The following is a 13172-nucleotide window of genomic DNA, read 5'->3' as shown; positions in this document are numbered from 1 at the left end:
CGCGTTCGTCTGCGCAGACCGCACGTCCGAGCGCAGCCTCTTTTTGGGTTACTGGACATTCCAAACGTAATGGTTGTCGAATGCGTCGGAGGTTACGAAGGCAAATCCACATGACCGGTAAAAGTCATTCGCTGAGCTTTGCTTCAAGGCCATAAGCCGGATCGGTAGGCCTGCCTCCCTTGCTTCTTCTTGCACGGTTCGAACGATCTTCCGTCCAAGGCCTTTGCCTTGGTGGGGGGGGCGAATGTATAGGTGATCGAGATAAAGATGGTCTGATCGACGACGCACGACATAGAAGCCAACTATTTGATCATCAAGGAAAACGACCTGTGTGTCGGCAGGATCGTAGCTTGCAAGAAACCGTTCTCGTGCACGAACGGGATCAAATCGTCCAATGGCTTCGAGGCTCGACCTCATGGCCTCCACTCGGATTTCAGCGAGCGCCTTGCCGTCGTCGTCGTGCGGGCCGGTTATTCTAAGGTCAAGCATGTGCGGCATGTTGTTTCGACCTGGACAAATGATGCAAGTCGTTTCACCCGAGCGTGGCCCAAAAAAATGCAGCCGTTCGTTCATTCTGCAGCACGATACCGCACTGATGCAGCCGCTCGAACTCTGGGCTGTTTCATCTACAGGTAAAAGGAAAATGGTGGGTGATAAGAGATTTGAACTCCTGACATCTTCGATGTGAACGAAGCGCTCTACCACTGAGCTAATCACCCGTGAGGCGGGGTATTACCGCGCCTTTTCGGGCTCTGCAAGAGGGCATTCAAGGCGACATGCCTTTTTTTGCCAAGCCGGGCACGCGGCGGTTTGGGCCCGGTGGGGATGCCCCGGTCGTCCCGGGCCGGGGCAAAGACCTTCAGAGGCCGGGAAGTTTGTCCAGAACGCCACGACGGTCAAAGGTGGTGCCCCGGGCATTGCCTAGGTTCATGCGGACGCCAAAGCTCACGAAGGCTTCGGTGTTGCTGAACCCGAACGCGTCCAGCCGGGCGGCCCCCAGCGTGCCGAACACTTCCGCGTTGTCGCTCAGCGCGTAGTTGGCGCCGACGGAATAGACATTCGCATCGACCAGCCCGCCGAAATTGTCGACCAGATCGTAATTGGCGGTCAGTTCCAGCTGGTCGGTGGCGTAGCTTTTCATAGCCAGGCCAAAGATGTTTCCGTCCAATCCCGAAACGCCGTCGACCTCGTGTCGACCCAGATACCCTTCGATGTCCACCTGGCCCGCGTCAAAACCCGCCTCGACGCCGTAGAAATCCAGATCGTCGCCATCGATGCTGTCACGCCCGTAAAAGGCCCCCAGCGAAAGGTTGTCGCTGGCATGAAAATTGCCGTGCAGCGTGAGGTTCGTTCCGGATTCGTCGATTTCGTTGAAGCGATACGTGCCCGCATCCAGCTGCAGGCTGAAACTGCGCGAGAACGCCAGCTCGCCGGCGCCGTTCAGATTGTACCGGCTGCCGATATCGGTGTCGGTAAAGGTCGAATATCCAAGCTCGACATAACCGCCCGTCACCTCGACGGCATGGGCCGCGCCAGCAACCAGCCCGGTCGCCAGCGCGCCGGAAATAATCAGGTTTTTCAAGATCCTGCTCCGTTTTTGTCATTGTTTCGCGAAGACCCAAAATGAGAGTCGCCGCGCAGGCTGTCCTTACCGTGGCAGGACACGCGGGAGTAGGGGTGGATGGTCTTTCCCGACCGCCTGTTGCGCCGTTAACATATTGCAATCCCGCAGCAGGGTCATGCAGCGGCAGAATCAAAAAAAAAACAAAACCGGGCACAAATTGCGCCCGGCTTTCCGTGTCGGCCCCTCCGAAGACAGGCCATACGCGGCTGGCCTCAGCCGTAGCGATAGGGCCGCCCGGCCTTCAGCATATCCGCATTGTACTGCTTGAAGATCTCGACCACCTTCGCCTTGGTCTCGGATTCGGCGGCGATCTCGTCCCAGAACTGCACGGCTGCCGCCTCGACGGTGGCCCATTCCTCGTCCGGAATGGATGTGAGCTCCATCTTGGTGCCGTTCACCCGCAGGCTGGCCTCGCCGCCCCAATACCACCACTGACGATAGTAATGCGACTGGTCGCAGCAGACGCGGAACAGGGTCTGCAGGTCTTCGGGCAGCTCGTTCCAGCGGTCCATATTGGCAAAGAACGATCCCGCCCAGGCGCCCGAGATGTTGTTGGTCAGGAAATAGTTGGTCACATCCGCCCAGCCGACGGTGTAGTCCTCGGTGATGCCCGACCAGGCGATGCCGTCCAGCTCGCCGGTCTGCACCGCGACCTCGATATCCTCCCAGGGCAGGGTGACCGGCACGACGCCAAACTGCGCCAGAAAGCGTCCGGCGGTGGGGAAGGTGAAGACGCGTTTGCCCTGCAGATCGGCCAACGAGTTGATCGGGTCTTTGGTGGCGAAATGGCACGGGTCCCAGGCGCCTGCGCTGATATGCTTGACGCCGACCTTGGAATATTCCGCATCCCAGATCTCGTTCAGCCCGTACTGGTTGAACAGCACCGGCACATCCAGCGAATAGCGCGAGGCAAACGGGAAATAGCCGCCGAACACGGTCACCTCGGTGGGCGAGGCCATCGAGTCGTCATCGGACTGCACCGCGTCGATGGTGCCGCGCTGCATGGCGCGGAACAGCTCGCCGGTGGGCACCAGCTGATCGGCAAAGAACAGCTCGATCTGCATCCGGTCGCCGGCGATCTTGTTGAACATGTCGATGGCGGGCACGATCACATGCTCGGCCAGCGCCGGGCCCGCATAGGTCTGCATCCGCCACTTGATGGTCGATTGCGCCAGCGCCGGCGTGGCCAGTGCCGCGGCGGGCGCGATGGCGGCCCCTTTGATGAACTTGCGTCTTGATGTCATTCTCTCTCTCCCGGTTGTTGAACTTGCGAACGTGCTCCCCTCAGCCCCGGTTCGCCCCGGGGTCATTTGTTGTAGACATAGTCCGGCAGCCACAGCGCGATCTGCGGAAAGGTCATGATGATCGCCAGCGCCAGCGTCATCACCATCACAAACGGCAGGATCGAGCCGTAGATGTCGCGCAGCGTGATCTCGGGCGGTGCCATGGCGCGCATCAGGAACAGGTTATAGCCGAAGGGCGGCGTCATATAGGCGATCTGGGTGGTGATGGTATAGAGCACCCCGTACCAGATCAGATCGAACCCCAGCGCCTTGACCAGCGGCACATAAAGCGGCGCCACGATCACCAGCATTGCGGTGTCGTCCAGGAACGTGCCCATCAAGATAAAGCTCAGCTGCATCAGGATCAGGATCATCCACGGATCGAGGCCGAGGCGCTCGGTGAACAGGTTCTCGATGGCCTTGACCGCACCCAAGCCATCGAACACGGCGCCAAAGGCCAGCGCGGCCAGGATGATCCACATGAACATGCAGGAAATGCCCAGCGTCGAGCGCACCGAGGTCTCGAACACCTGCCGCGTCATCCGCCCCTTCAGCACCGCAGCCAGAAAGGCGGTGATCGCCCCGATGGCCGAGCTTTCCACCAGCGAGGTCCAGCCGTTCACAAACGGCACCATCATCGCCGCAAAGATGCCCAGCGGCAGCAGCCCCGCCCTGAGCAGCGCCAGTTTCTCGGCCATGGGCACGTTGCGCTCTTCTTGCGGCAGGGCGCGGCCCAGATCGGGGTTTATGCGGCAACGGATGGCGATGTAGAGGATGAACATCGTCGCCATCATCAGCCCCGGAATCACACCTGCCAGCCACAGCTGCCCCACTGGCTGCCGCGCGATCATCGCATAAAGCACCAGCACCACCGACGGCGGCACCAGAATGCCCAAAGATGACCCGGCCTGTATCACCCCGGTCACCATCTTCTTGTCATAGCCACGCTTCAGCAACTCGGGCAGGGCGATGGTGGCCCCGATCGCCATCCCCGCCACGCTCAGCCCGTTCATCGCCGATATCAGCACCATCAGGCCGATCGTGCCGATGGCCAACCCGCCGTTCAGCCCGCCCATCCAGACATGGAACATCCTGTAGAGATCATCGGCGATCTTGGACTCGGACAGCACATAGCCCATGAAAATGAACATCGGCAGCGTCAGCAGCGGATACCACTTCATCAGCTTCATCGCCGAGGCGAAACCGATATCGTATCCGCCCCGATCCCCCCACAAAAGCAACGCCGCCACCACGGCCACAAACCCGATGGCCCCGAACACCCGCTGCCCAGTCAGCAGCATCAGCATCATCGTGGAAAACATCACGATGGCGATCATTTCGTAAGACATCAGATCGCCTCCCGCGGGATATCCTCGCCGCGAATGCGCAGGATATCCTTGGCCAGTTCCGACACCGCCTGCAGCAGCATCAGCACCAGCCCCACCAGCATGATCGTCTTGATTGGCCACAGATACGGCCGCCACGCCGTCGGACTGCGCTCGCCATATTGCAGCGAGTAACTCAAGCTATCCCAGCCGCCATAGATCAGCACCGCCAGGTAGAAGATCAGGAACAGCACGGTCAGCGCATCGGTCCACGCCTTGCGCCGGTTCGACCACTCGCCATAGAGCAGATCCATCCGCACGTTCGACCCCATCTGGATCGAATAGGGCCCGCCCAGAATGTAGTACGCCACCATCGCGAACTGCGCCATTTCCAGCGTCCACAGCGACGGCAGAAAGAAGGTCTTCGAGATCGACGACCATAGCAGGATGCCCATCATCACGAAGATGCCGTACATCACGACCCGGCCGATCCAGCGGTTCATCCCGTCAATGATCCGGACATATCTCCGCATCAGGTTCATGCCTGTTTCCCTGTTGTTACGACCCGCCCTCATCTCCGGGGCCGGTTCGTTGATTGTCGCGCCGCAGCGCTCCTCTCACATTGGGAGCAGCCGGGCGCCGCTTGTCAACAAAATCCCTGTAGACATGACTACATTAATCCATACTCTGTAACAAAAGCTAGAAAATGAGGGCTGCCCACCCGTGACCCCGCCCGCCAAACTGGTCAAACAGATGCTGCAGGATGAGATCGACGGCCTGACCCGGTCGGAACGTCAACTCGCGTCGATCCTGCTGCAGGACTATCCCATCGCCGGGCTGCAATCGATCACCAAGCTGGCCGCCGCCGCCCGCGTCTCGACCCCCACGGTGATCCGCATGGCGCGCAAGCTGGGCTTCGACGGCTTTCCCGACCTGCAACAGGCGCTCAGGGATGAGGTCGCCGCCCAGATCAAGAAACCGATCTCGAAACGCGATGCCTGGGTGGTGGACGATGCCGCCGAACACGCGCTCACCCGGTTCGCCCAAGCGGTCTGGACCAACATGCGTCACACGCTGGAACGCATCGACACCGCCATGTTTGACACGGTCGCGCGGCTGCTGGCCGACACCTCGCGCCACCTCTACGTGGTCGGCGGCCGCATCACCCGCTCGAACGCCGATTACCTTTTCAACCACATGCAGATCATTCGGCCGGGCGTGACGATGCTGGGCAACTCCGCCAATGTCTGGCCGCAATACCTGCTCGACATGGACCGGGCCGCGGTGCTGGTGATCTTCGACATCCGCCGGTACGAGGCGCATCTGGAAAAGCTGGCCCAGATCGCCTCGGACCGTGGCGCCACCGTGATCCTCTTCACCGACCAATGGGGCTCGCCCATCGGACGCAGCGCCGATTTCACCTTCCACGGCCTGGTCGAGGCGCCCTCAAGCTGGGATTCCACCATCGCCCTGCAACTGATCTCCGAGGCCCTGATCGCCCATGTGCAGGAGGCCCGCTGGGAGGAAAGCAAGGAACGGATCGAGGAACTCGAATCCATGTTCTCCTCAACCCGCCTGTTCCGGGGGCAGGGGTAGGGATCTTGAAGCCGACACGGACAGTATGAGGCAGCAGATTGTGGTGCCGGCCACTATTACTATGAAGACGGATCACCGAACGTGGCCGCGTAGCGTGGTGCAAAGAATTTGGTGAATGTCTTTACCTCGGATCGGCGGTACGCTTCCGGTGCGATCAGCATCATGACCGGCCTGGACAACTCCGAGATGTTGTCAAAACAGCGTAATAAAGCGTTGTCAGTGTCCGCCCATCTCGCATGAACGAGCCCCAAACCGTGGCCCGCCTTGATGGATGCGTGAAACATGTCCAAATCACTGAATGACTTTACGATCTGACCGGGCGAAACGTGGTGTGCGATCCATTGGTGCTGGATGTCGGCCACATCATCGCGCCTGAGCGTAACGAAACGATGCCCCCGAAAATCGCCGGAAGACTTCGGCAAACCGTATTGGTCGGCATAGTTCTGCGCGCCGTAAAGTGCGAAATGATCGGTCCCGATCTTCCGGCCAATTAAGCTCTCATCCGGCTCGCTCATCGCAACACGTAACGCTATGTCGGCTTCGCCCTCAAGCAGGTTCAACACCCCGACGCTGTGAACAAACTCGATTGTGATGCCCGGATTCAAGGCTGCAAACTCGCTGAAAATTTCCATCGACTGGTCCGAGAAATACCCGGGAGCGGTGATGCGGATCGGTTTCGGCTTTGTCAGTTCCCGCGATTTGGCGGCAAAGTTCTCAGACGCTTTTTCAACGGCTTCGGCAAACGGGATCAGATTGTGCGCCTGCGCGGTTGGCTTGAAACCGCGCGTATCTCGGTCAAACAGCGTAAGTCCGGTCTGGTGTTCCAACTCTTCGATGCGCCGCGCTACCGTTGGCTGCGCAACACCCAGCTTACGCGCCGCCGCCAGTGTCGAGCCTTCCCTGAACACCGCCAGAAAGACGCGCACGTCCGACCAATTCCAGCCTTCGGTCTTCATTTTTGTAGAACAGCACAATTTCTTACCTGATACCAGCCGCGCCGGTTGTGGCTCATCCTTCAGGAAAAGGAGAGAGACCATGATGGCACCGTTCGATACCAATCTTCTGAAACACAGCGCCCAAAGGCATCAACTGCCGACGGAGGCCGAACGCGCTGCAGCGAGGCTGACGCCGGGGCCACGCCAATTCAGCCGGCGCATCATTTCCTGTTGGTCGGCGCTTACAAATCTGTTCACGCTCCAGTCGAAGTTGGCGGACACTTGACTGAAGCGCGGCTATCCGCTGCGCGGGAATGCAAACACCGGTTCAATGAATGAGTCCGCTTTGTTGCGCATCCCGTTTCAAACCAGCGGGCGCTACAGGTGCCCAGCATTCCGTTTTCGGAGAATTGGCATTGTTAAAGTATGCAAATTTATTGCGACAGGCACGATACTTCGCGCTTTTGCGCACGCTCCAGTTTTGTACAAACCGGATACTGACCCTCACAGGGCCTGTACAAACCGGAGCATCTCCTTTCTCAAAGGCTCCCGCAGGAAAATTCCACCCGACGCGAAAAAAGTTCGAAACGCCGCTTGACGCTGCCCGGGCGGGGCCATAATACACCCAAACGTTCAGCGATGAGCGGGCAGCGGGCGGTTGTAGCTCAGTTGGTTAGAGTACCGGCCTGTCACGCCGGGGGTCGCGGGTTCGAGCCCCGTCAACCGCGCCACTGCTGCCAGCCCTTCGATCCGGGTCAAGGGATTGAAACAAGGACCTGATGCGCGGTTGTAGCTCAGTTGGTTAGAGTACCGGCCTGTCACGCCGGGGGTCGCGGGTTCGAGCCCCGTCAACCGCGCCATTTCCCAGAAAATCCAAAGGTTTAAGCCTCTTTCCTTACGTGCGGCGTTTCGCCTGTGCCGTAAGCCCTTTGTGGATTGCGGGCATGACCGTATCCTGCAGCAAACAACCCTGAGAGGTCCGAGATGCCATTCCTCGCCCGGCTCCTGTTCCTGATCCTGGCTGCCAGCGCAGCCACGCTGGCGCAGGCCAACGAAGACCTCGAACAGGCCGTGGAGCTCTGGCTGCAGGGCAACGATCAGCAAAGCCTGCCGATGCTCGCCGACCTCGCCCGATCGGGCAACGCCGACGCCCGTCTGCTGCTCGCCCGGATCGAAACCAACGACCTCGGCCCATCCCCTTATCGTGTGTCCCTGCCAAGCGCAGAGGCGCGTGCGCTGTTCCGTCATGTGCCAAAAGGTACAGTGTTTGGAAGGACTTGGCTGTTCATGGAGGCGGCGGTTGAGAACGAGTTGGCGCAAGCATTGATGCGGGCCGTTCGCCCCGAGCCGGACCCGGATCTGATCGCGGAACTGAACCGGTTGGGCGAGAGGCAGGCGACCGACTATCCCACGCGTATCATTGCGCTTTATGGCCCCCAAGAGATGAAAGAGGCCTTTCGGCAGAGCCCCGATCTGTTGCCTGAGTTGCGGCCCTATCTGGACTATCTCATCGGGCCGCCGGAACCCCGGGGTGACGGGATAGCCGCCCTGCGCCACATCACGGCGGGGCAGCAACCGGTCAGTGCCGACGATCCCGAAACCCTTGGCATGGCCGGGATTCTGGCGCTTGGCTACGGGTACGGTGACATCTCCGCTTCGAACCGGTGGCGTCCCGCAGTCGAGGGTTGGTTGTTGTCGGCACAGGCGACAAGGCCGATTGCCGGTCTGTGCACCAGCCAATGCGGGTCGGAGGCCCCAAGCTGTGCCTTCGCTTTTCTGGCCCTGTTCGGCGGCTATTACGAGGTCATCCGCGTTGACAGCCCGCTGGAAAAGCTGGTCCCACAGGAGCGCTTTCTAAGCAGCCCGCGCGCCCGTCTGATGGTGCTGCGCAAGGCCGCGCTGGCGCGAGCGGAGACGAATCTGACCTTGCTGGCGGATCGGGCGCAGATCGCCGAGATGTCACAATGTGCGGCGGACCTGATCGCTGTCGAACGGCTTGCGTATCAGTGACGGGAGCGCGGCAGTCTCTGCCGCGCCCCGCCGGCTTACTTGTTCAGCGCATCGAGAATCCGCGCCCAAGAGCGGATGCCCTTGTGAAAGCTCTTCACGTCATATTTCTCGTTGGGTGAGTGGATCGCGTCGTCGTCATTGGCATAGCCCACCAGCATCGAATCCAGTCCCAGGATCGACTTGAAGTACCCGACCACCGGGATCGAGCCGCCCATGCCGGTGAACACCGCCTCGCGGTCCCATTCGTCCGAGAGCGCACCGCGCGCGGCCTCGAATTCCGGGCGTGTGATGTTCATCACCGAGGCGCGCGAGCCTTCCAAATCGTTGTCCCAGACCACTTTGGCATCGGGCGACAGGCGATCCTCGACATGTTTGCGGATCTTGCCACGCAGCGTGTCCGGGTCCATGTCGCCGACCAGCCGGCAGGTGATCTTGCAATGCGCCTCGGACGGGATCACCGTCTTGGAACCCGCGCCATTGTAGCCGCCCCAGAGGCCGTTCACCTCGAGCGTCGGACGCGCCCATTGCTGTTCCAGCGTGGAATATCCTTGTTCGCCATGTGGTTGCGTGTAGCCGACCGAGTTCAGGTACTCGGCTTCGTCGAAACCGCAGCCTTCCCATTGGCGCAGTTGTTCGGCCGGGACTTCGTGGACGCCTTCGTAGAAGCCCTCGACGGCGACACGACCGGTTTCCTGATCATAGAACGAGTCTACGATGCGCGAGATTTCCCGCAGCGGGTTCAGGCCGGGGCCGCCGTAGTGGCCGGAATGCAGATCGATGCGGGGGCCGATGATGGTGAATTCGTCCTTCAGCATGCCACGCAGTTGAGCCGCGATTGACGGCACGCCACGCGACACCATCGAGGTGTCACAGACCAGTGCCAGATCGGCCTTCAGCTCAGCGGCGTTCTCTTCGAGGAACGGCACCAGCGAAGGCGAGCCCGATTCCTCTTCGCCTTCGAAGAAGAAGGTGATGCGGCAGGGCAGGGTGCCGTGCACGGCCTTCCAGGCGCGGCAGGCCTCGACGAATGTCATCAACTGACCCTTGTCGTCGGACGAGCCGCGGCCCCGGATCACCGGGCCGTTTTCGGTGTCCTCGATAGCGGGGTCGAACGGGTCGCGGGCCCACAGGTTCAGTGGGTCGACCGGTTGTACGTCGTAATGGCCGTAGAACAACACATGCGGGCCGTCGCCATCCTCGCCCACATGGCCCACCACCATCGGATGACCGGGTGTGGCCCGCTTTTCCGCTGCGATTCCTATGCTTTGCAGGTCGGTCACCAGCCAGTCGGCGGCGGTGTCGCAGGCCGCTTTGTAGGCCGGGTCGGTCGAGATCGAGGGAATCCGCAGCAGCTCCATCAGCCGGTCGGTGGCGGCTGAGAGATCTGTATCGATGCGGGTGAGAACGTCGTCCAGCGACATGGGGGGCTCCTGAGTCCTATTCGTTTCCGGCGCGGAGCCTAGCAGCGCATTGCCGACAGTCCAGTGCGCCGCCGGGCAATCTGGTGTATATTATAGGAAACGGCGATTGTATGCCGGGGCAGCCCTGCGTCGTTTCCCCGCGCACGAGCGCCGTAAGTTTACTTGTGGGACAAGGGGCAAAGCTATATTTGATGTAAATCAATGCTGTGATGCCGTCCGCGGATATAGGCAGTTGAATTGAAGGTGCATAAAAGATAATCATTCACAAACGTGAATTTGTTTGCGTTGGTGAATTCGGTCCGCCCGCCACGATCGGGGTCGGCGGCGGATGACCAAGGAGGACCCGGTGGACTACACTGCTCAGCTCGATTCAGCGATTGCCAGGCTGCATGACGAAGGACGGTACCGGACCTTCATAGATATCGAACGCCGCAAGGGGCATTTCCCGCACGCGGTCTGGACCCGTCCGGACGGTTCCGAGCGCGATATCACCGTCTGGTGCGGTAACGACTATCTGGGCATGGGCCAACACCCGGTCGTGCTGGAGGCAATGCACGAGGCCATCGAGTCGGCGGGCGCAGGCTCGGGCGGGACCCGCAACATCTCGGGCACCACGGTCTATCACAAGCGGCTTGAGGCCGAGCTGGCCGATCTGCATGGCAAGGAAGCGGCACTGCTGTTCACCAGCGCCTATATTGCCAACGACGCGACGCTTTCGACGCTGCCCAAGCTTTTTCCCGGTCTGATCATCTATTCCGACGCGCTGAACCATGCCTCGATGATCGAAGGCGTGCGCCGCAATGGCGGGGCCAAGCGCATCTTCCGCCACAATGACGTGGCGCATCTGCGCGAGTTGTTGGAGACCGACGATCCTACGGCGCCCAAGCTGATCGCCTTTGAATCGGTCTATTCGATGGATGGCGATTTCGGCCCTATCGAGGAGATTTGCGATCTGGCCGAGGAATTCGGCGCGCTGACTTATATCGACGAGGTGCATGCGGTCGGCATGTACGGCCCGCGCGGCGGCGGCGTGACCGAGCGCGACCGTCTGGCGCATCGTATTGACATCATCAACGGCACATTGGCCAAGGCCTATGGCGTGATGGGCGGCTACATCGCTGCAAGTGCGAAAATGTGTGACGCCATAAGATCTTACGCGCCGGGCTTCATCTTTACCACGTCACTGCCGCCGGCGGTTGCGGCAGGGGCGGCGGCCTCGGTTGCCCATCTCAAGCGCGCGCCGGAGTTGCGCGAGCAGCATCAGACCCAGGCGAAAATCCTCAAGACCCGTCTCAAGGGCATGGGCCTGCCGCTGATCGACCATGGCAGCCATATCGTGCCGGTCATCGTCGGCGATCCGGTCCACACCAAAAAGCTGAGTGATATGCTGCTTGAGAGCTATGGCATCTATGTCCAGCCGATCAACTTCCCAACCGTCCCGCGTGGTACAGAGCGGTTGCGCTTCACCCCGTCTCCGGTGCATGGGCCGGACGAGATGAACGCACTCGTGCACGCTCTTGACGCACTTTGGTCGCATTGTGCGCTAAATCGCGCCGAACTTGCAGGTTAACATCACAGCTTAGTGTGCAACTTGTGTGCCGCGTGTTATGGTGTTGTTAACAATAGGTTCAGTCGAATCGTTATGGGACGACTCGCTGGACTCAGCAAAACTCGCGGCAGGCTAAAATGGGGCAGCAGGAATGATTGGGCGCAGGACTCAGCGCGAATCAGACGAAGAGGAAGTCGTCCGGCCAAGGGGCTTTGACGACTTCGAGTTGCGGCTCGGCGATGTGATGCGCGGCGAGCGGGCGACGATGGGCAAGTCGCTTCTGGACGTACAGCGCGAACTTCGGATCAAGGCCAACTACATCGCCGCCATCGAAAATTCCGACCCTGACGCTTTTGACACACCCGGCTTCATCGCCGGGTATGTGCGTTCCTACGCCCGCTATCTGGGCATGGACCCCGAGGAAGCGTTCTCGACCTTCTGCCAGGAGAGCGGGTTCCAGGTGGCGCACGGCATGTCAGCGCAGGCCTCGGTGGTCAAGAAATCCGACGGTGCGCTGCCGTCCAAGGGCCCGATGGGCCGTGATCCATTCATGTCGCCCAACACACCCTTTGTGCCCGGTAAGGAATCGTTCTTCAGCCATATCGAACCGCGCGCCATCGGCTCGTCCTTCGTACTATTGGCGCTGATCGCGGGGATCGGCTATGGCGGCTGGACCGTGCTGAAAGAAGTGCAGCAGGTGCAGGTGACCCCGGTGGAGCAGGCGCCGCTGGTGCTGTCGGATCTGGACCCGCTGGATGAGGCGCGGGGGCGGGAGACCGTGACTGCAAATGCCGGTCTGGTAACACCAAGCGCGGATGCGCTGGACCGTCTCTATCGTCCGCAGGCGCTGGATGTGCCGGTTCTGGTGGCGCGTGACGCCCCGATCTCGACCCTCGATCCGCGCAATGTCGGCACCTTCCGAACGCCGGACCTGCCCGAGATCCAGATCTCCGAGGCGCAGCGCCCGGCAGCGGACCTTCCAGCCGTACCGCAAGTTCTGGAGGAGGTTGCGCCGTCTCTGGTCATGGTGGCCGTGCGCCCGTCCTGGGTGCGGGTGACCGCCGCCGACGGCACCTCGATCTTCGAAAAGATCATGGAGCCCGGCGAAACCTACGAAGTGCCGCTGACCGAAGAGCCGCCTACGCTGCGGGCCGGCGAGAGCGGCGCGATCTACTTTGCCACCAATGGCGAGCATTTCGGCCCCGTGGGCGAACGTGGAGTGGTGACCAAGAACATCGCGCTCTCGATCGACGCTGTGACCGAGCGCTATCAGGTCGCGGATATGGAGCAGGACGGCGATCTGGCCCGTATGGTGGCAGAGGCGCAGACTGTCGCCGAAGACCCCGTCGAGACCCCCAGCGACTAACAGGCCCATTGCAGGGCCTTCGCGCGCGGCTTATGTAACCGGCAGACCCGGAGCAGACGGACC

Annotated in this window: 12 protein-coding genes and 3 tRNA genes; 7 read left to right on the top strand and 8 right to left on the bottom strand. The window is 60.8% G+C overall.

Annotation, left to right across the window (positions count from 1 at the left end):
• Nucleotides 1-48: 48 nt before the first annotated feature.
• From AB3N21_RS19395 to AB3N21_RS19370, 6 genes are all read right to left on the bottom strand, one after another.
• A complete protein-coding gene (locus AB3N21_RS19395; RefSeq protein WP_367936755.1) occupies nucleotides 49-573 on the bottom strand; it encodes a GNAT family N-acetyltransferase in 525 nt (174 codons plus the stop codon).
• A gap of 71 nt (nucleotides 574-644) precedes the next feature.
• A tRNA-Val gene (locus tag AB3N21_RS19390) sits at nucleotides 645-719 on the bottom strand.
• Nucleotides 720-859: 140 nt separating this feature from the next.
• Nucleotides 860-1582 carry a porin gene (locus AB3N21_RS19385; RefSeq protein WP_367936754.1) on the bottom strand — a complete coding sequence of 241 codons (723 nt, stop codon included), beginning with the start codon at nucleotides 1580-1582 and terminating at the stop codon, nucleotides 860-862.
• Nucleotides 1583-1836: 254 nt separating this feature from the next.
• Complete coding sequence (locus AB3N21_RS19380; RefSeq protein ID WP_367936753.1) at nucleotides 1837-2868, bottom strand: TRAP transporter substrate-binding protein; 1032 nt, start codon at nucleotides 2866-2868, stop codon at nucleotides 1837-1839.
• Between the two features lie 62 nt (nucleotides 2869-2930).
• Nucleotides 2931-4256: a TRAP transporter large permease subunit gene (locus AB3N21_RS19375; protein WP_367936752.1), complete on the bottom strand. Its 1326-nt coding sequence runs from the start codon at nucleotides 4254-4256 to the stop codon at nucleotides 2931-2933.
• The gene (locus tag AB3N21_RS19370; protein WP_367936751.1) at nucleotides 4256-4774 is read right to left on the bottom strand and encodes a TRAP transporter small permease subunit; all 519 of its coding nucleotides are present in this window, start codon (nucleotides 4772-4774) and stop codon (nucleotides 4256-4258) included. The genes AB3N21_RS19375 and AB3N21_RS19370 overlap by 1 nt, the downstream gene beginning before the upstream one ends.
• A 181-nt stretch (nucleotides 4775-4955) precedes the next feature.
• On the opposite strand from AB3N21_RS19370, the gene AB3N21_RS19365 reads away from it, so the two are divergent.
• Nucleotides 4956-5828: a MurR/RpiR family transcriptional regulator gene (locus AB3N21_RS19365; RefSeq protein ID WP_367936750.1), complete on the top strand. Its 873-nt coding sequence runs from the start codon at nucleotides 4956-4958 to the stop codon at nucleotides 5826-5828.
• A gap of 59 nt (nucleotides 5829-5887) precedes the next feature.
• Here AB3N21_RS19365 and AB3N21_RS19360 read toward each other — a convergent pair whose 3' ends face one another.
• The gene (locus AB3N21_RS19360; RefSeq protein ID WP_367936749.1) at nucleotides 5888-6865 is read right to left on the bottom strand and encodes a LysR family transcriptional regulator; all 978 of its coding nucleotides are present in this window, start codon (nucleotides 6863-6865) and stop codon (nucleotides 5888-5890) included.
• On the opposite strand from AB3N21_RS19360, the gene AB3N21_RS19355 reads away from it, so the two are divergent.
• The 4 genes from AB3N21_RS19355 (at nucleotide 6864) to AB3N21_RS19340 (ending at nucleotide 8773) form a co-directional block, all read left to right on the top strand.
• Nucleotides 6864-7049 carry a hypothetical protein gene (locus AB3N21_RS19355; RefSeq protein WP_367936748.1) on the top strand — a complete coding sequence of 62 codons (186 nt, stop codon included), beginning with the start codon at nucleotides 6864-6866 and terminating at the stop codon, nucleotides 7047-7049. The two genes, AB3N21_RS19360 and AB3N21_RS19355, sit on opposite strands and share 2 nt — an antisense overlap.
• Nucleotides 7050-7417: 368 nt before the next feature.
• Nucleotides 7418-7494 (top strand) — tRNA-Asp (locus AB3N21_RS19350).
• Between the two features lie 52 nt (nucleotides 7495-7546).
• A tRNA-Asp gene (locus tag AB3N21_RS19345) sits at nucleotides 7547-7623 on the top strand.
• A gap of 124 nt (nucleotides 7624-7747) precedes the next feature.
• Nucleotides 7748-8773, top strand: coding sequence for a hypothetical protein (locus AB3N21_RS19340; RefSeq protein WP_367936747.1), 1026 nt, complete (start codon nucleotides 7748-7750; stop codon nucleotides 8771-8773).
• 35 nt (nucleotides 8774-8808) lie between these two features.
• On the opposite strand, the gene AB3N21_RS19335 is transcribed toward AB3N21_RS19340, so the two are convergent.
• Nucleotides 8809-10194 carry a M20/M25/M40 family metallo-hydrolase gene (locus tag AB3N21_RS19335; RefSeq protein WP_367936746.1) on the bottom strand — a complete coding sequence of 462 codons (1386 nt, stop codon included), beginning with the start codon at nucleotides 10192-10194 and terminating at the stop codon, nucleotides 8809-8811.
• Between the two features lie 346 nt (nucleotides 10195-10540).
• Between AB3N21_RS19335 and hemA the strand changes: the two genes are divergently transcribed.
• Together hemA and AB3N21_RS19325 are read left to right on the top strand one after the other, a co-directional pair.
• Nucleotides 10541-11764: a 5-aminolevulinate synthase gene (hemA, locus tag AB3N21_RS19330; RefSeq protein ID WP_367936843.1), complete on the top strand. Its 1224-nt coding sequence runs from the start codon at nucleotides 10541-10543 to the stop codon at nucleotides 11762-11764.
• A 130-nt stretch (nucleotides 11765-11894) separates the two neighbouring features.
• Complete coding sequence (locus AB3N21_RS19325) at nucleotides 11895-13109, top strand: helix-turn-helix domain-containing protein (protein ID WP_367936745.1); 1215 nt, start codon at nucleotides 11895-11897, stop codon at nucleotides 13107-13109.
• The last annotated feature ends 63 nt before the right edge of the window (nucleotides 13110-13172 follow it).

The organism is Ruegeria sp., from assembly GCF_040830605.1.
GTDB lineage: Bacteria > Pseudomonadota > Alphaproteobacteria > Rhodobacterales > Rhodobacteraceae > Ruegeria.
Note: the sequence above shows the minus strand (reverse complement) of the source record. Positions and strands in the feature narration are given on the sequence as shown.